This is a genomic window from Micromonospora sp. WMMD961, from assembly GCF_029626145.1.
Taxonomy (GTDB): Bacteria; Actinomycetota; Actinomycetes; order Mycobacteriales; family Micromonosporaceae; genus Micromonospora.
This window is the reverse complement of sequence record NZ_JARUBJ010000002.1, coordinates 40576-56120: the sequence shown is the minus strand read 5'-3', so window position 1 is coordinate 56120 and position 15545 is coordinate 40576. Positions and strand designations below refer to the sequence as shown.

Here is a 15545-nt window from a genome sequence, read left to right as displayed (position 1 = left end):
CCGGCGAGGTGATCGTGCTCGACCGGGTCAGCAAGAGGTACGCGGGCGAGGTCGTCGCACTGGACGACGTGTCCCTGCGCATCGGTTACGGCGAGCTGGTCGGGATCGTGGGGCCGTCCGGGTCGGGTAAGTCGACAATGCTGCACCTGATCGGCACGCTGGACCGGCCGTCGTCGGGCAGCGTGCTCGTCGACGGGTACGACGCGGCGAAGCTGACCGACCGGGAGCTGTCGGCGCTTCGGGCCACCCGGATCGGCTTCGTCTTCCAGCAGTTCCACCTGGCCCCCGGCGTTCCGATCGTGGACAACGTGGCGGACGGGTTGCTCTACTCCGGCGTACCCCGGGGAAGGCGGCGCGAGCGCGCGGAGGCCGCGTTGGTCCGGGTTGGCCTGGGCCACCGGTTGGGGCACCGGCCGCACGAGCTGTCCGGCGGTGAACGGCAGCGGGCGGCCGTGGCCCGTGCGGTGGTCGGCGAGCCGGCGGTGCTGCTCGCCGACGAGCCGACCGGCAACCTCGACTCCAGCTCCGGCGCGGGAGTGTTGGAGCTGCTGCGCGACCTGCACCGGGCCGGCACCACGGTCGTGGTGATCACGCACGATCGGGAGATCGCGGACGGCCTGCCCCGGCAGGTGCGGATGCGCGACGGCGCGGTGCGGCACGACTCGGCCCTCGCGTCGGGCGGGGTCGGCTGATGGCGACGCCAACCCCGGCCCGGCTCGTCCCGGCCCGGCTGCGACCGGCGGACGTCCTGCGCGTCGGCGGCGTCGGGCTGCGGACCCGTCCGCTGCGGGCGTTCCTCTCCGCGTTGGGCATCGCGATCGGGATCGCCGCGATGATCGCGGTCGTCGGCATCTCCTCGTCGTCCCGGGCCGAGCTGGACCGGGCGCTCGACGCGCTCGGCACCAACCTGCTCACGGTCGAGCCGGGCAACACCCTGTTCGGCGCGGAGGCCCAACTGCCCTCGGAGTCGGTGGCGATGATCCGGCGGGTCGGCCCGGTCACCGAGGTGTCCGCGACCGGGCTGGTCGCCGACGCCAAGGTCTACCGCTCGGATCGGATTCCGGCGGCGGAGACCGGGGGCATCGCCACCCGGGCGGCCCGGCTGGACCTGCCCGGCACCGTCGGGGCCGAGGTGGCCACCGGCACCTGGCTCAACGAGGCGACCGCCCGCTACCCGGCGGTCGTGCTCGGCGCCACCGCGGCGCAGCGGCTCGGGATCACCGCAGCCGACCCGCAGGTGCAGGTCTGGTTGGGTGGGCGGCCGTTCACGGTGGTCGGAACCCTCGCCGCCGCACCCCTCGCCCCGGAGTTGGACACGTCGGCGTTGATCGGCTGGCCGGCGGCGACCGACTACCTGGGCTTCGACGGCCACCCGACCACCGTCTACACGCGGGCACAGGAATCGCAGGTCGAGGCGGTCCGCTCGGTGCTCGGCGCGACCACCAACCCGGAGGCGCCGAACGAGGTCGAGGTGTCCCGGCCCTCGGACGCACTGGCCGCCGCCGAGGCGACCGACGACGCGTTCACCGGCCTGTTGCTGGGCCTCGGCGCGGTCGCGCTGCTGGTCGGCGGGGTCGGCGTGGCGAACACGATGGTGATCTCGGTGCTGGAACGGCGGGCCGAGATCGGCCTGCGCCGGTCACTCGGAGCCACCCGGGGTCAGGTGCGGTCCCAGTTCCTCGCCGAGTCGCTGCTGCTCTCCGCGCTCGGTGGGATCGGTGGGGTGTTGCTGGGGATCCTGGTCACCTCGGGCTACGCACTGTCCCAGGGTTGGCCGACCGTGGTGCCGGCCTGGGCGATGCTCGGCGGTGTGGGCGCCACCCTGGTCATCGGCGGCCTCGCGGGCCTCTACCCGGCGGTGCGCGCCGCCCGACTCGCGCCGACCGAGGCGCTGGCCGCGGTCTGACCGGGCCGACTCGAAAGAGCGGGATGACGGTATCGCGCCGTCATCCCGCTCTTTCGTGGTCCTACCGCCCGACCCGGTCAGGCGACGATCGTGTCGAGGGCGATCTCGACCATCTGGCTGAACGTCTGCTCGCGCTCCTCCGAGGTGGTCTTCTCGCCGGTCTTGATGTGGTCGCTGACGGTCAGCACGGTCAACGCGCGGGCCTTGAACCGGGCGGCGATCGTGTAGAGCGCCGCCGACTCCATCTCCACCGCCAGCACGCCGTAGTCGGCGAGGGTGTCGTAGAGGTCCGGCCGGTCGGTGTAGAAGGCGTCCGCCGCCAGGATCGGCCCGACGTGCATGCTGATGCCGCGCCGCTCGGCCACCTCGACCGAGGTACGCAGCAGCCCGAAGTCGGCCACCGGGGCGTAGTCGATCAGCCCGTCGAAGCGCATCCGGTTCATGTTCGAGTCGGTGGACGACCCGATGGCGGCCACCACGTCCCGCAGTTGCAGGTCAGTGCTCAGGGCACCACAGGAGCCGACCCGGATCAGCGTCTTCACGCCGTACTCGTTGATCAGCTCGTGCGCGTAGATGGAGGCCGACGGCATGCCCATGCCGGAGCCCTGGACGGAAACCTCGACGCCGTTCCAGCGGCCGGTGAAACCCAGCATGCCCCGAACCGTCGAGTAGCAGGTGGCGCCATCGAGGTAGGTCTCCGCGATCCACTTGGCCCGCAGGGGGTCGCCCGGCATCAGGACCCGCTCGGCGATCTCGCCCGGCTTCGCGCCGATGTGCGTACTCATGGCAAAGATCCTGCCAGGCCGGCCCGGGCGATACCGGTTCGGCGTCCGAACCAGCGGTCCTGTACCCTCGTCGGCGGTGGCGTGTCCGAGCGGCCTAAGGAGCACGCCTCGAAAGCGTGTGAGGGTTAACGCCCTCCGAGGGTTCAAATCCCTCCGCCACCGCTCTGTAGTGCAGAAACGCCCGGTCGATCCGTGAGGATCGGCCGGGCGTTTCTCTTCCTGGTCTCAGTTGTGGTCTCAGTCGCGTCGACTCTGGTGCCTGCACTAAGCGGGGAGAGAGCGCCCCGTCACTCTTCGCGCGTGACCTCTGCCGGCTGGTCGAGCTGCTGCTGTCGCTTGTTTTGCTCGTCGCGCAACGTCTCAACGGTGTCAGCGAAGAGAGCATACGCTTTCTGTTCGTCTAGCCCGAGATACTTGCCCACGCGAAGCTCGACCGCCTCGTATTCTCGTTCAATCGCGTCGGCTGTCTGCTGTGAATTGAAACTGCGCTCGTGATACTTGAAATATCCGGTAAATCCTGCGGATAGGCCCACAGCGGCACTCGCCGCGACAGTCAGCCATCTAGCTTGACTGAAGGCTACTGACGCTGTCGCAATGGCGGAAGTGGCTACCGAGCCGACAATGATTATACTCTGGAAGCGGTTATGAATTCTCCGCGTTCTCCCGGCATCCTCCCGAAACTGTGAAACTAGATCGGGAACGTCGTCTCTGTAGCGCTTCTGAGCCAGCAGCGCGGGGTCCTCTTTGCTGCTCGTGTTCGTGTCTACGTCCGCTTGCGTGCGTCGCCGGACCACGTGGAGCTTCTTGATGAGGATGCGAGTCGTGCGCATCCGCTTGTACTGCCAGTACGCCAGTACTGGCGAGGCGAGCAGCGATGCGGCGAGTGCTACGTACAGGTGGTTTGAGAAGCGGTCTAAATCTCCGACGTTGAAGAAAGCGGCAACTACTGCCGCGGCAGCGAGTAAGAGGTTGCCGACGAAGATCCAAGCTATGCCGACCTTGCGCCATAATTGTTGGAGGTGAAGCTTTTCTTCTGCGTCGAGAATTTGACTGCGGACGTAATCAGGGTGCCAGCCGTTGGAGCTGTTGTCGATTACTTCCTTCCACCGGTTTTCGCTCGCCGAACCACTAATTCTTTCCCAAAGCCGCGATATCCCCGACCACATGGCGTTACGCTATGACCACGCACGTGGCTCAACAAGATGAATTCGTGTCGCCTTCTCGACAGTTGCCTTAGAGCCTGTCATGTGCTCGGAGGGCCGGAAGTGCCGCGTTGGTACTGGCAACCTCCGGCCCTCTAACTAATTGATGCTGCTCTTGTCTGACCGGAGCAGCCCACCAACGCGCTGGGCGATGTCCCGCCGGACCTGTGCGGTGAGGTGTTGGTATCGGGCCGCCATAGCGGAGTTGGACCAGCCCATGATGCCCATCACGGCGCGCTCGGCAACGCCGAGGATCAGCAGCACCGTTGCGGCGGTGTGTCGGGCGTCATGCAACCGGCCGTCTCGTAGCCCGGCGAGCTTGAGCAGTCGCTTCCACTCGTCGTAGTCGGTGCGTGGGTTGACCGGGCCGCCGGTCGGCGTGGCAAATAGCCAGTCACTCCCTTCCCAGATTTGGGCAGCGGTGGCGCGCTCCTGGTTCTGCTCGCCACGGTGCTTGCGTAGCAGCGCCACCAACTCGTCAGGTAGGCCGATGCTGCGCCGACCGGCCCGAGACTTAGTGTCGGCGGTATCGGCCCGTATCTGGCGGCGGTCAGGACAGTGGCCGCCGTGCTTTCGGCCGCACGGCGAGCGGCACCCGTGCTCCCACCTCGGCCGTTGCCGGCCGCGCCGGACGGTCAGGGTCCCGGAGTCCAGATCAACGTCTGGCCATCGCAGGCCGAGTGCTTCCCCCTGACGCAGACCGAGGGCCAGCGCGACCGCCCACCGCGCGCTGTTGCGTCGGCCATGGGTGGCAGCCATAAGCCGCTGTACCTCGGCGACCGTGTATGGCTCAATCTCGCTTTCTGGCAGGCGCGGTGCCTTGGCGAGGGTGGCCGGGTTCTTGGCCAAGTGCCCTCGGCGTACGGCCTCATTCAGCGCGGTTCGGATCGTGCGGTGCGCTTGGTGGGCCGTCGCCGGGGCGCTGCCTGTCTCTTGCATCCGGCGATAGAAGCGCTCCAGGTGCTCAGGCTCCAAGCGTTCGATCCGGTGGGCACCGAGACCGGGAATGAGGTGCCGGTAGACAGCCACCCGGTAGCCGCCGAGGGTGTTCTCTCGCACGGCCGGGGCAGCGATGTTCTCTACCCAGTGAGTGAGCCAGGTCTTCACCGTCCAGCGCCGGCCGGCCTTGCGGACCGTGCCGCTGTCCCGCTCCCGTTCCAAGAGTCGGACCTTCTTGATGACCGCAGCTTCCGCCTTGCCCCGGACGTGGCGGCGATCGCTCGCCGAGGCGCTCGACAAGGTGCGGGTCGGCCGGCTCGCACCGGAGACGATCGCCGTGCGGGTGCTGATCTCCGACATGGCTGCGCCCATGGCGCTGCCGGCGCGCGCCGAGACGCAGGCGGATGATCCGGCGGTGCGCGAGCGTGCCGAGCGCATCACGCGCCGGGCGGCGGACGGAATCATTGACCAGGTGGCCGAGCGGGGCAACCTCGGTCTAGTCCGATCGGCCACGGTAGAGGTGCGGATGCATCGTGCATCGCCCCTGTTCAAGCTCTAGATGCTGAACGGGGAAGAGGTCTTCTTCGGCTTCTACCCGGCCGTTGAACGCACGGTCACGATCAAGGGTGAGCCGATGGCGATCTATGACTTGATGGGCAAGGACGTACCGCTTTTCCACTACGCCGTGACTGACGACGACACGTCCGACGGCACGCAGTTCGTGGAGGCTTCCCGCCAGTGGTTCGACTCGGTGTGGTCGACCATCGCCTACCGGTACGACAGATGACCGCCGACCTTGGCCGACTGCTCGGCGAGGTCGGCGCAGTCCTGCTCGACTTCGACGGGCCGGTGTGCAGCGTCTTCGCCGGCTACCCGGCGCCGCAAGTTGCCGCCGAGCTGATCGGCGTCTTGAGGCGTCGCGCGATCGAAGTGCCGCCGGATCTAGCCTGTGAGCCGGATCCACTCGAGGTGCTGCGCTACATCGGGGCGACTGGCGATCGGGGCGCGACGCGGGTGCTAGAGGACGCGTTCTGCGCGGCCGAGCGTCGGGCCGTAGAGACTGCCGAACCAACACCATATGGTCGAGAGGTAATCGTGTCTGCTCGGCAGGCCAGGCTGCCCGTGGTGATCGTTAGCAATAACTCCGCCGGTGCGGTGAACATCTACTTGGCAGCACATCGGCTCGCCGGGCACGTATGCGGGGTGATTGGCAGGGCGTACGCCGACCCAGCTCGGATGAAACCGAACCCTGAACCGATCCTGCAAGCCGTTCGAATCCTTGGCGAAACGCCGGGCCGCTGCGTTCTCGTCGGCGACTCGCTGTCAGACATCGAAGGGGCACAGGCTGCCGGTGTGCGGTCAATCGCTTACGCTAATCGGCCGCGCAAGGTAGCAGCCTTCAAGAGCAGCGGAGCCGACTCAGTGATAGCAAGTATGCGTGATCTGGCTTCGGCTCTGGTCGAAATGGCGAGGTTACGGGAGATTCGATGGATGGTTCGGGTCAAACTGTCGAGCGCGTAGCCCTTATTCCACCGACCGCAGGAATGGTCGGTGCCTCAGCATAGCTGTCCAGCCACTCGCAGAGGTGCAGACGCACATGGTCCAGGAGTAGGCCGAGCGATCGAGTTACAGATTGCAGATTCTCATAGGACTTCATTCTCCCTACCGCGACCGGGTCCTGTTCCCAGTGGGCGATGCTATTGCGCTTCTGTTGGATCTCCTTAAGAAGAAAGAGGTCTTTCGGGTCGTTCCGCCAATCGCCCGGCAGGCCGAGCATGTCCCACAGCGCGGCGAACTGTTTCTCACCCACAGTGCGGCCATCCGCCAACTTCAGGTCTTCTTCAAAGCTAGCGACAACTCTGTCATCATCAATATGCGCAATGATGTTTCTGACGAGATTGCTTCGGACCGTTAGGACGTTGACATTCTGCTCTGCGCATTTTCGGAAGTCCGCCGTCTCCAGGATGGCGAGTAGCCCGATCGGCAGGAGTTTACGGCGAACTTGTAGCCCACAAATGTCGGATGACAACGCCGCAGGCAGGTCACGCATCAATTGCTCGAGAATTCCAGCACAGATGACGAAGGTTAGGGCGCGGCTCATTGCCCCAACCCCCTCGGAGTCAAATTTATCGTCAGTCAGATGGTCGCGAGCCTGATCTAGCGCCTGTAGGCGTCTGAGTTCCCGCTCCAGTAACCTTGCCGCCTCGTCGAAGACGGCGTCGACGGCGTAACTCATTGTCCTAGAAAAATCTCTTCGGCGCGTGCCATTCTGCCAACTACACTCTTCTTCGCATTGGTGCCTTTTTGGACGAAGTCAAGGAGAGCTCGATCGGCTAGCCAATCAGAGGGCGGACGTACTGGTGCCTTGCCTGCTCTAATAACCCGACCAATACCCACGAGAGCAGCCTCAAGATGGACTATTGGCGTGACACTGGTCCCGGCCCTAAGGAAAGGTTGCGGATTGACACTGTAGAGAAAGTCGACGGACTCGCGGAAATCCTTACGCCGTTCCTCGATGTCCGGAGGGTTCAAGTGTGCCTTCATATAATCGTTCAGGAAGCCTGCCACGTCACCCTTAAATCCGTCAATCCAGTGCAGGTAGGCGAAGAATTTAAGCACTACTTCGGGACCCGTGCCGTTGCTCTTGTCGGCCTCTTTAAGCTTCAAGAGCGTTTTGAATGGAGGATACTCGGAGAGTTCATCGAGAAGAGTGTTGAAGGTGCCGCGATAAACGCAGGCCCGGATTTCTTGGGCAGTCAGCTCGACAGCTCCGGCGTTAAGTCGCCGAAACAGCTCGTATCGGACGTCCAAATCAGACTTATCGCTCAGGACCTGAACACGTAAATACCGGCGCTCAAATGTCAATTTGACTGGCCGTGGCAGATCGGCGTAGGACACGCCGTCAAACCTCTTCAAAGTCTTCAACTTCGTCAGCCTGAGGGGCCGTGTAGAGAAGTGAAGAAGCTCGGACTCGGGCGCGTCGATACCAATGAACCGCAGCAAGGTGCAGATTCGCTGGAGCCCATCCACCACTTCCCACGTACCATCGCCGTTGGTTGCCACGAAGATGGCGGGCACCGGTAAGCCTAGGAGGAATGACTCAATGAGGGCCGACTGAAGTTCGTCCCTCCAACGGAACTGTCGCTGAAACTCGGGTGCGATCTTGATCTCGGCCTCTTCGACCATGCGCGCCAGTTCACGCAAAGAGAGATCGAAAAAGTCAACATCAACGGCCTGTCGCTGATCCGCCAGCTCAGCAAGTAGTACTGAGTGGTCAACAACCATGATGCCCTCCCGTGGATTTAGGGCCTGCTGGCCTCAGCGCCGCGTCAGGTAATTCAGGACGAAAACTTTAATGCTTGACTAGAGTAAGCACGTTCTCATTGACGGTACCTTTAGGGTATGCGCGAGCCGACTTGTTCAACGTTGTTAGAGACCTTGTAACTTCAAAGGGAACGATATTCGAGACCTTCCAGCCGAGCCGCTCAGCCTCTTCTGCGCATATTTCCCCTAGGCGCACCGCAATGTCTTTGTAGAACGAATCCTGGACAACTAGCGTCATCACTGCTTTAGGTGCAGCGACGCGAGTAATCTCGCGGAGACTCGCTGTGAGGTCATCTAAATACTGGCACGCCTGCTTTAAGTAGTAGCCCTCGGACGCATAGCTGCCGTGCTCGCCGATACGCCGCACCAAATCACTAGCCAAGTTTCCAAGTTGCATTTCGGCGACATCGCCTCGAATGAGGGTCGTGCCCATAAGTTGAGAACGAATATGGCGGCTCGTGTAAACGTCTTCGCCCAGCAACGCTAACTCGCGCGCGTACGCTACGGCGTAATCGATCCGGGTGAGATACGGGGGCGAAGTCAAAATGAGCTGAACTGACTCATCTCGTAGTGGAAGATGGCGGGACGAGGCAGTTAGCAGCAAGCTGTGGGTCGCAGGTGCGCTCTCTGCTATGAGACGTTGGCTGAGGTAGCTCTGCTCATCCAACAGTAATTCGTCTAACTCCTTGCGCTGGAGTTCAACAGGTGGTCGGTTTGAAGACGTCCGCCTTACCCACGTTGGGTTAGAGCCACCGAAGTGAGAGGTGAGAGACCGAACAACGCGAAACAACGCCACCTGCGGCAGCACTGACTGCGGTTCGGGAAGCGCGGTGACCATCTCCATCCAGTCGCGAAGACGCGCGACCGTTTTTCGTCCGAACCACGCGAGGAGGGGATCGTCGTCACTAGTTACCCGCCTGGCGCGATGGGGGGGCTCGACGGTGCGCACTGCCCTCCCGGCCTCGTGCCGAAGACGCGCAACGATATTTGCGACCGGGTTGCGATCAACGCCGAGGCTAGGCAAGCCGAGGATGCTTGCCGCGAGGGTTGTCGTGCCGCTTCCGTTCCACGGGTCGAGCACGCGCTGAGACGAGCCGGAGGAGTGCCGGGCGAGTTCGCGGCAGGCCCACTCGAAGGAGAATCCGGCGTAGTAGGGGAAGACGTCTCCCATGCCAGCAGTCTCGACTCGCGGTCGCTTCGGCGATAGCTTCGCGTGGCCGGTGAGTGGGGTCGCGACATGGAGTGGGAACAGCCCGGCCGGTTGCACCGCCCCGGCCTCTGACCGTCCAGACACGTCTTGCCTACCCTCCGGAAGCGTTGCCGTCAGAGCATACGGGAGAGACTTCGGGACCGCTGCATGCGATTGGCGGCACGGACGGAGCTAGGGCTCACGCCGCAAGCTCCTGGTTGCTTCCGCATCCTGACTGCCCGTCAGGCGCTCGCGCCAGGCTGGCCTCTCCTGCCGCTTCGTAGTTCGCTAGCAGCTACGGACTTGACGAGTGGCGGAAGCGGGATCACGTTCGTGCGGTCTCAGTTGCGGTCTCATTCGCCGCCGGACGCCGCCGTTCGCCTGGTCACGAAGGTGCCTCCGGCCGCAGCTCACGTACCTCGCTGGACTAGGTCGTACGGACGGTCGCAGACCTCGAAAGCGTGTGAGGGTTAACGCCCTCCGAGGGTTCAAATCCCTCCGCCACCGCTCTGTAGTGCAGAAACGCCCGGTCGATCCGTGAGGATCGGCCGGGCGTTTTCGCGTCAGAGTTGCTGCTCGCCACCGTCGACGAACAGCTCGCTGCCGGTCATGAAGCTGCTCTGGTCGGAGGCGAGGAAGAGCGCTGCGTTGGCGATCTCGTCCGGGTGTGCCATGCGGCCCATGGGTACGCCCGAGGTGATGGACTGGAGCAGCCCGGGAGCCTCCGCCGGGCTGGGCGCGAGGCCCGCGAGCCCGGGAGTCTCGGTCGAGCCGGGGACCAGGGTGTTGACCCGGATCTTCCGGCCCATCAGCTCGGCGGCCCAGGTGCGGCCGAACGAGCGGATGGCTGCCTTCGACGCGGCGTAGACGCTGAATGCCGGGGTGCCGTTGCTGGCTGCCGTCGAGCCGGTGAGCACGATCGAGGCGCCCTCGTTGAGCAGGGGCAGGGCCTTCTGGACGGTGAAGATGGTGCCGTAGATGTTGGTGTCGAACGTGTTCGCCACGTGCTCGACGGTGATCGAGTCGAGCGAGCGGAACTCGCCGCCGCCGGCGTTGGCGAACACCACGTCCAGGCCTGCGCCCCGGTCCTGGATGGCCTGCATGATCCGGTCCAGGTCGTCGAGTTTGCTGACGTCGCCGGCGATGCCGGTGACGTTGGTGCCGATGCTGGCCACGGCCTCGTCCAGCGGGCCCTTGCGACGGCCGGTGACGAAGACGTACGCGCCTTCGGCCGCGAAGCGGCGGGCAGAGGCCAGGCCGATGCCCGTGGTGCCGCCGGTGACGAGGGCGGTCTTGCCGTCGAGCTGTCCCACGATGGATCTCCTTCACGATTTCTGTACCGAGCGGTATTGATTCGACCGTAGCAACTGTCGGTCGGGTTGACAAATTTCTGTACCGATCGGTTTTCGTTGTCGGTAGGATGGGTGGAGAAAGGTGGTGGGTTGTGCCGCAGCGGGGGCGACCACGGGGTTTCGACGCCGACGAGGCGCTGGAGCGCGCGGTGGAGGTGTTCTGGCGTCAGGGGTACGAGGGCGCCTCGGTGAACGACCTCGCCGAGGCCATGGGGATCAACAAGCCGAGCCTCTACGCCGCCTACGGCGGCAAGGAGGAGTTGTTCCGTAAGGCCGTGGCCCGTTACGCCGAACAGGACATGGCGTACGCGCGGGACGCTTTCGCCCAACCGACCGCGTACGAGGTGGTCGCCACCCTGCTGCGGGACAACGCGATCGCCGTGACCCGTGCCGACCGGCCCGCCGGTTGCCTGTCGATCCAGGGCGGCACCGCATGCTCCAGCGAGAACGCACCAGTCGCCGGGTTCCTCGCCGCCAGCCGCCTGGCCGGCGAGAGGGCTCTCGCCGACCGGTTCGCCCGCGCTGTCGCCGAAGGCGATCTACCCGAGCACGCCGATCCGGTCGCACTCGCCCGCTACGTCATGATCGTCACCGAGGGGCAGGCGGTGCATGCCGCGGCCGGAGTCAGTCGGGAGGACCTGCGACAGGCGGCCGAGATCGCGCTCGCCGGTTTCGCCGCCGCGTCCGGGGCTCGGCTGCCCGACCCGGCCTGAGTGGTCACCGTTCGAGCGGCGCGGCCTCCGGGGGCGCGGCCGGCTACGGCGGACCAGGGGGAGGCGTTGGTGTCGCGGACATCCCGCGCCTGCACCGGGACGCCGCTGGTGACGAAGCCGGATCGGCGGTCTCCGGCGCGCCGATCAGCACGGCCCAGCGCCCTCGTCGAAGAGGCGGCGGGCCCAGTCCGCGTACCCGGCGATGGTTTTTCGGACGGTGCGCCCGTCGTGCAGGAACAGGTACGCGCGGTCGCCGCTGCGGGCGAGCAGCCCGTCGAGGCGATGCGTCCCCTGTGGAGCGCGAAGCCGGCTGACCTCCGGATACCGATCCCAGACCAGGTCGACGGGAGAGCCTGCGGTGATGCCCTCGGGTGTCCGCATTGGATCCCCGACCCAGAGCAGCACCAGTCTGTCCTCCATGAAGACCGGGCTGACCGTGTCGTGGCCGACGAGCATCGGCCCGCAGGAATCCAGGCTGGTACGCAGGATGCCGCGTCGGGTCAGCTCGTCCTCGGTGTCGCCGAACTCGATGTTGCGCAGGCCGTTCAGGTCGATGATCTCCACGCTGCCGGCGGGTCGGCCGTCCGGGATCGGCCCGGTTGGCGGTACGCCGCTGCCGGCGATCGAGGCAGCCGTCATCAGCGTGGCAATAAACGCAAATTGTCGCAATTTCATGGAATCCCCCAGTCCCCAACGGAACGGGGGCGCTCAGGTTGCTGGCGGCAGCCGGATTACTGGTTTTCCCACTGTTCGACAAGCTCGTCCCAGTAGTCGGCGCTGAGCCGACGGCGCCCGTGCGCCAGCCAACCCTCGGTGTTGCGTTCCAGGTGCAACCCCAGTTCGGCGAACGGGTCGATCCAGTCGCCGGGCTCTGCACCGAGGCGGGCCAGCGCCCCGTTGATCGGCCACTGTTCGCGCGACGTGTCCAACTCGTCGTCGAAGTGTGGCCCCCAGGTCAGCGCCCCGCCCAGCCACACCGCCGCCGACTGGTAGCCGGTGCCACCGCCGAACTCCGCCTCCAGGTACGCCACAGGCCCCGCCTGTGACCAGCGGCTCAGCGACTCGACAAGCGTCGGCGACAACACCAGGCCGAAGGGGTGCCCGGCGCTGCGGTCGTCGGTCGCGAAATCCGGCAGCGACCCGGTCAGCTCCACCACCAACTGCGGGGTGACCGGCAGTAGCCCGAAATCCTGGCGCAGCTCGCCGAGGACCGCGTGATCCAGCTCGGCAGTCTGCTCGCGGAGCAGTTCGACGTCCGCGACCACCGCGCTGAGCTGGTATGCCATCGAATCCCTCCGCTATCCACAACCTGTGGATAGAACATGTGTACGACGGTTGTCATCCCAGCCCTGATCAGGCCCGAAGGGCGACCTGGCTGACGAACGTGCGCCACGCCGTCGGCGCGAAGGTGAGCGCCGGGCCGGCCGGGTCCTTGGAATCCCGTACCCCGACGACGCCGGGCAGGTTGTCGGCGACCTCGACACATGCGCCGCCGTTGCCGCTGCTGCGGCTGCTCTTGCGCCATCGGGCGCCGCTCAGCTCCATGACGCCGTTCAGCTCCATGACTCCGCCACCTCCGTGATGAGATCGACCGACTGCCGGTGGGACAGCGCCTCCCCGCGCACGTTCTCCCATGCCGCCATCATGGCCGCGATGTCGTCGGGGTCGCTAGCGACTTGTCCCTGGAGTTGGTTGTCCAGGTAGCCGGCGGCCCGGTGGTCGTCGCTATGTGCGATCACGAACGGTCCGCTCAGGCCGGCGTACGCGCCGACCGTGCTGGGCACGACGTGCACCCGGATGTGCGGTTCGGCGCACGCCGCTATCCGTTCGGCGGATGATCCCACTTAGCCGAACGCCAAACAGACCTTGCAGATTCGGGTACGCGTAACGCTGTGGCTGGCGCGTCGTCGTTCCGCACAACGCAAAGCGCGCCTGCCCCGAGATTCGGGGCGGGCGCTTCCGTACGTCTGGCGTTGGTTACGGCCGCTCGGCGACCTGGCCGACGAACGCGACCCACGCAGCCGGGGGGAAGGTCAGCGCCGGACCCGCTGGGTCCTTTGAGTCGCGCACCGCGACGACGCCCGGAAGGTTGTCGGCAACCTCGACGCAGTCGCCGCCGTTGGAGCTACTGCGGGTGCTCTTGCGCCAGAGCGCGCCGGTCAGGTCAGCCATGATCTTGCCTCTAGGTAGTCGATGGTTTGGCGGCGTGGGAGAGCCACTGAGCGCAGCGTATCCCAGGTGGCCCAAAGGGTGGCGGTGTCGTTGGTCAGCCGTCCGGCAGCTTGATCATCGAGATAGGCGACATCGCCGTCGTCAGTGGTGGCGATGACGAACGGCCCGGCTTGCCCGGCGTGAAGGCCCGCGTCCAGCGGCAACACGTGAACAAACACATTCGGTCGCTGGGCCATCTTTACCAGGTGGTCTAGCTGCGGCTTCATGATCTCGGGGTCGCCACGACGAAGAGCGAACTCGTCAATCACCGCGACGAAGAGCGGGGGCCTGCGCCGGTCGAGTACTGCCGTTTGCCTGCGTAGCCGGGTCGCAACGTAGTCCGCGACCTCGTCCCGGTCGAGCACCCCACTGGCTAGTACCGCCGAGGCGTAATCGGGGGTCTGCAACAAGCCGGGAATGACCGCCACCTGAAAGGCGCGCAGGGCGGACGCCTGAAGCTCGGTCTCGACCCACGGGCGTAGCCACGCCGGTTCCCGCCGCTTCAAGACGTCCGGCCAAATGTCCTCAGCCTCACGGTGGAGCGCGGCGGCTGCGGCTGCACGGTGGCGCGGGTGTGGGACTCGGCCGGGGTTGACCCAGCGCGCCACCGTCTTCGGGTCTACGCCGACCTGCTCGGCAAGACTTTCAACGGTCTCACCTGTGTCAGCTAATGCCGCTCGTAGCGCCTGGTTCATACCCACCTCCGAGCGGACGTCTTCGACGTCTATAGAACGTATAACTACGTGGTGTAGCCGTCCAGCTTCGACGGGCAAGGTGCTTTGTAGACCGCGCGGCCGGTAGGGACCAGAACCCGGCGGACGCGCTCGTAACCGGGGCCGCCTCCGCCGGGCAAGCACTCATGGGGGCGGCCCCTTCCCAGAGCTACAAGCAGGGGGAGCACGCGTGCCGAACAAGCCACCCGAACCGAAGCCTGAACGGAAGCCCGCGCGGAAGTCTGGCCCGGCGAGACCGCCGACGCCCTCGCCGCCGGGGACCTTCGGCCCGGTCGGGCCGCCCCCGACTGGGCCGTTTACACGCCTGAACCGCGTCCCTAACGGGCGTTGGGTGCACGCATGAACGGAGCCGCGCGGAAGGTGGCGTCGGGCGACGTCCTGCATCTGACCCGCGCCGCGAGTGTGCAGTTCATGCGCCCGATCTTCGTGCGCGTGATTCGGGTACTCGACTGGCCGACGTACGACGGTTGGCTCTGGCTCGACGGGTACGAGCTGGGCGCGAGCGGGGACGCTGTCGCGCGGCGTTCGTTGTTCGTCATGTCCGGCGGCCTGGTTTGGCAGGACCCGCAGGCCCTGGCCCCAGCGTCCCGGCAGACCGCCCGCCGCCCGGTCGCCCGTACACCCGTGCGGGTCGGCTGATGCGCGACCAGCCGGAGCACAACCCGTTACGCCCGTCGTGGCGTTGCCCCAACTGCGGCATCTTGTGGCCCTGCTCGGCCGCGAAGCTGCGCCTCCTCGGCGAGTTCCGCGACGATCGTCCGGGCCTGCTGCTGCACATGGCGAAGGTTCAGGAGGAGGCGACGGCCGACCTGAAGAAACTCAATCCGAACGCCAGACTGCCGGACCTGACCGCGCGCTTCGTCGGCTGGGCCCAACGCCGGTAGCCCCCACCGTCCGCCGCGGCGCTGGTGCCTCGTCCCCCGAGGCTGACCGCCCGGCGCGGGTCTTTGCACCGAGCGGCGCCAGCATCACGCGGAGCGCGGAAGTGCGCCGCCATCCCGCGTCCGGCGTCCCGAACCGTGGGGCATGTGAACAGCGAGGACGTCGGAGGGGCGCCGCCTCCCCTGGGCGCGCGCCCCGCATTTGACGGTGGCCCCGGGTGCGCCAGCCGCTGAAGAGGCGTCGAGGGGCGGCAGCTCCTGGTGTCTCACCTGGACTGTCGTGAAGGTCGCTCGTGTTAACCTCCCACC

Annotated in this window: 18 protein-coding genes, 1 tRNA gene and 2 pseudogenes; 8 read left to right on the top strand and 13 right to left on the bottom strand. The window is 65.9% G+C overall.

Annotation, left to right across the window (positions count from 1 at the left end; translation table 11 throughout):
• The first annotated feature begins 8 nt into the window (after nucleotides 1-8).
• Together O7614_RS00370 and O7614_RS00365 are read left to right on the top strand one after the other, a co-directional pair.
• Nucleotides 9-692 carry an ABC transporter ATP-binding protein gene (locus O7614_RS00370; protein WP_278142091.1) on the top strand — a complete coding sequence of 228 codons (684 nt, stop codon included), beginning with the start codon at nucleotides 9-11 and terminating at the stop codon, nucleotides 690-692.
• Entirely contained in the window at nucleotides 692-1906 is a 1215-nt protein-coding gene (locus tag O7614_RS00365) for an ABC transporter permease (RefSeq protein ID WP_278136516.1), read from the top strand. The genes O7614_RS00370 and O7614_RS00365 overlap by 1 nt, the downstream gene beginning before the upstream one ends.
• A gap of 77 nt (nucleotides 1907-1983) precedes the next feature.
• On the opposite strand, the gene deoD is transcribed toward O7614_RS00365, so the two are convergent.
• The gene (deoD, locus tag O7614_RS00360; RefSeq protein ID WP_278136515.1) at nucleotides 1984-2691 is read right to left on the bottom strand and encodes a purine-nucleoside phosphorylase; all 708 of its coding nucleotides are present in this window, start codon (nucleotides 2689-2691) and stop codon (nucleotides 1984-1986) included.
• 75 nt (nucleotides 2692-2766) lie between these two features.
• On the opposite strand from deoD, the gene O7614_RS00355 reads away from it, so the two are divergent.
• Nucleotides 2767-2853: transfer RNA gene (locus tag O7614_RS00355), tRNA-Ser, on the top strand.
• A 125-nt stretch (nucleotides 2854-2978) separates the two neighbouring features.
• On the opposite strand, the gene O7614_RS00350 is transcribed toward O7614_RS00355, so the two are convergent.
• Complete coding sequence (locus O7614_RS00350) at nucleotides 2979-3857, bottom strand: DUF4231 domain-containing protein (RefSeq protein WP_278136514.1); 879 nt, start codon at nucleotides 3855-3857, stop codon at nucleotides 2979-2981.
• 135 nt (nucleotides 3858-3992) lie between these two features.
• Entirely contained in the window at nucleotides 3993-5192 is a 1200-nt protein-coding gene (locus O7614_RS00345) for a site-specific integrase (protein ID WP_278136513.1), read from the bottom strand.
• Between O7614_RS00345 and O7614_RS00340 the strand changes: the two are divergent.
• A pseudogene (locus O7614_RS00340) lies at nucleotides 5110-5619 on the top strand (GntR family transcriptional regulator); the annotation flags it as partial. The gene O7614_RS00345 and the pseudogene O7614_RS00340 overlap by 83 nt on opposite strands.
• Nucleotides 5616-6353, top strand: a complete 738-nt coding sequence (locus O7614_RS00335) for an HAD-IA family hydrolase (protein WP_278136512.1) — start codon at nucleotides 5616-5618, stop codon at nucleotides 6351-6353. The pseudogene O7614_RS00340 and the gene O7614_RS00335, both read left to right, overlap by 4 nt.
• On the opposite strand, the gene O7614_RS00330 is transcribed toward O7614_RS00335, so the two are convergent.
• The 4 genes from O7614_RS00330 to O7614_RS00315 form a co-directional block, all read right to left on the bottom strand.
• Complete coding sequence (locus tag O7614_RS00330; protein WP_278136511.1) at nucleotides 6334-7068, bottom strand: hypothetical protein; 735 nt, start codon at nucleotides 7066-7068, stop codon at nucleotides 6334-6336. The genes O7614_RS00335 and O7614_RS00330 overlap by 20 nt on opposite strands.
• A complete protein-coding gene (locus tag O7614_RS00325) occupies nucleotides 7065-8117 on the bottom strand; it encodes a DUF262 domain-containing protein (protein ID WP_278136510.1) in 1053 nt (350 codons plus the stop codon). The genes O7614_RS00330 and O7614_RS00325 overlap by 4 nt, the downstream gene beginning before the upstream one ends.
• Before the next feature lie 67 nt (nucleotides 8118-8184).
• Nucleotides 8185-9327 carry a hypothetical protein gene (locus tag O7614_RS00320; protein ID WP_278136509.1) on the bottom strand — a complete coding sequence of 381 codons (1143 nt, stop codon included), beginning with the start codon at nucleotides 9325-9327 and terminating at the stop codon, nucleotides 8185-8187.
• A 581-nt stretch (nucleotides 9328-9908) separates the two neighbouring features.
• Entirely contained in the window at nucleotides 9909-10658 is a 750-nt protein-coding gene (locus O7614_RS00315; RefSeq protein WP_278136508.1) for an SDR family oxidoreductase, read from the bottom strand.
• A gap of 131 nt (nucleotides 10659-10789) precedes the next feature.
• Here O7614_RS00315 and O7614_RS00310 point away from each other — a divergent pair, with 131 nt between their 5' ends.
• Nucleotides 10790-11410 (top strand): TetR/AcrR family transcriptional regulator, encoded by a 621-nt coding sequence (locus tag O7614_RS00310; RefSeq protein WP_278136507.1) that lies wholly within the window; start codon nucleotides 10790-10792, stop codon nucleotides 11408-11410.
• Nucleotides 11411-11554: 144 nt separating this feature from the next.
• Here O7614_RS00310 and O7614_RS00305 read toward each other — a convergent pair whose 3' ends face one another.
• The 6 genes and pseudogenes from O7614_RS00305 to O7614_RS00280 all read right to left on the bottom strand — a co-directional run bounded on the left by O7614_RS00305 (nucleotide 11555) and on the right by O7614_RS00280 (nucleotide 14316).
• A complete protein-coding gene (locus O7614_RS00305; RefSeq protein ID WP_278136506.1) occupies nucleotides 11555-12049 on the bottom strand; it encodes a hypothetical protein in 495 nt (164 codons plus the stop codon).
• 92 nt (nucleotides 12050-12141) lie between these two features.
• The gene (locus O7614_RS00300; protein ID WP_278136505.1) at nucleotides 12142-12696 is read right to left on the bottom strand and encodes a hypothetical protein; all 555 of its coding nucleotides are present in this window, start codon (nucleotides 12694-12696) and stop codon (nucleotides 12142-12144) included.
• Nucleotides 12697-12763: 67 nt separating this feature from the next.
• The gene (locus tag O7614_RS00295; protein ID WP_278142090.1) at nucleotides 12764-12955 is read right to left on the bottom strand and encodes a DUF397 domain-containing protein; all 192 of its coding nucleotides are present in this window, start codon (nucleotides 12953-12955) and stop codon (nucleotides 12764-12766) included.
• Between the two features lie 8 nt (nucleotides 12956-12963).
• Nucleotides 12964-13233, bottom strand: a pseudogene (locus O7614_RS00290) (Scr1 family TA system antitoxin-like transcriptional regulator); the annotation flags it as partial.
• Between the two features lie 154 nt (nucleotides 13234-13387).
• A complete protein-coding gene (locus O7614_RS00285) occupies nucleotides 13388-13582 on the bottom strand; it encodes a DUF397 domain-containing protein (protein ID WP_278136504.1) in 195 nt (64 codons plus the stop codon).
• Nucleotides 13570-14316, bottom strand: a complete 747-nt coding sequence (locus tag O7614_RS00280; RefSeq protein WP_278136503.1) for a DUF5753 domain-containing protein — start codon at nucleotides 14314-14316, stop codon at nucleotides 13570-13572. The genes O7614_RS00285 and O7614_RS00280 overlap by 13 nt, the downstream gene beginning before the upstream one ends.
• A gap of 378 nt (nucleotides 14317-14694) precedes the next feature.
• On the opposite strand from O7614_RS00280, the gene O7614_RS00275 reads away from it, so the two are divergent.
• Entirely contained in the window at nucleotides 14695-14994 is a 300-nt protein-coding gene (locus O7614_RS00275) for a hypothetical protein (RefSeq protein ID WP_278136502.1), read from the top strand.
• Entirely contained in the window at nucleotides 14994-15239 is a 246-nt protein-coding gene (locus tag O7614_RS00270) for a flavin reductase (RefSeq protein WP_278136501.1), read from the top strand. The genes O7614_RS00275 and O7614_RS00270 overlap by 1 nt, the downstream gene beginning before the upstream one ends.
• Nucleotides 15240-15545 lie beyond the last annotated feature (306 nt).

Bases quoted from the DNA above. Each gene is read 5' to 3' on its own strand.
- O7614_RS00365 (WP_278136516.1), top strand. From the start codon at position 692: ATGGCGACGCCAACCCCGGCCCGGCTCGTCCCGGCCCGGCTGCGACCG.
- deoD (WP_278136515.1), bottom strand. From the start codon at position 2,691: ATGAGTACGCACATCGGCGCGAAGCCGGGCGAGATCGCCGAGCGGGTC.
- O7614_RS00350 (WP_278136514.1), bottom strand. From the start codon at position 3,857: ATGTGGTCGGGGATATCGCGGCTTTGGGAAAGAATTAGTGGTTCGGCG.
- O7614_RS00345 (WP_278136513.1), bottom strand. From the start codon at position 5,192: ATGTCGGAGATCAGCACCCGCACGGCGATCGTCTCCGGTGCGAGCCGG.
- O7614_RS00335 (WP_278136512.1), top strand. From the start codon at position 5,616: ATGACCGCCGACCTTGGCCGACTGCTCGGCGAGGTCGGCGCAGTCCTG.
- O7614_RS00330 (WP_278136511.1), bottom strand. From the start codon at position 7,068: ATGAGTTACGCCGTCGACGCCGTCTTCGACGAGGCGGCAAGGTTACTG.
- O7614_RS00325 (WP_278136510.1), bottom strand. From the start codon at position 8,117: ATGGTTGTTGACCACTCAGTACTACTTGCTGAGCTGGCGGATCAGCGA.
- O7614_RS00320 (WP_278136509.1), bottom strand. From the start codon at position 9,327: ATGGGAGACGTCTTCCCCTACTACGCCGGATTCTCCTTCGAGTGGGCC.
- O7614_RS00305 (WP_278136506.1), bottom strand. From the start codon at position 12,049: ATGACGGCTGCCTCGATCGCCGGCAGCGGCGTACCGCCAACCGGGCCG.
- O7614_RS00300 (WP_278136505.1), bottom strand. From the start codon at position 12,696: ATGGCATACCAGCTCAGCGCGGTGGTCGCGGACGTCGAACTGCTCCGC.
- O7614_RS00295 (WP_278142090.1), bottom strand. From the start codon at position 12,955: ATGGAGCTGAGCGGCGCCCGATGGCGCAAGAGCAGCCGCAGCAGCGGC.
- O7614_RS00285 (WP_278136504.1), bottom strand. From the start codon at position 13,582: ATGGCTGACCTGACCGGCGCGCTCTGGCGCAAGAGCACCCGCAGTAGC.
- O7614_RS00280 (WP_278136503.1), bottom strand. From the start codon at position 14,316: ATGAACCAGGCGCTACGAGCGGCATTAGCTGACACAGGTGAGACCGTT.
- O7614_RS00275 (WP_278136502.1), top strand. From the start codon at position 14,695: ATGAACGGAGCCGCGCGGAAGGTGGCGTCGGGCGACGTCCTGCATCTG.
- O7614_RS00270 (WP_278136501.1), top strand. From the start codon at position 14,994: ATGCGCGACCAGCCGGAGCACAACCCGTTACGCCCGTCGTGGCGTTGC.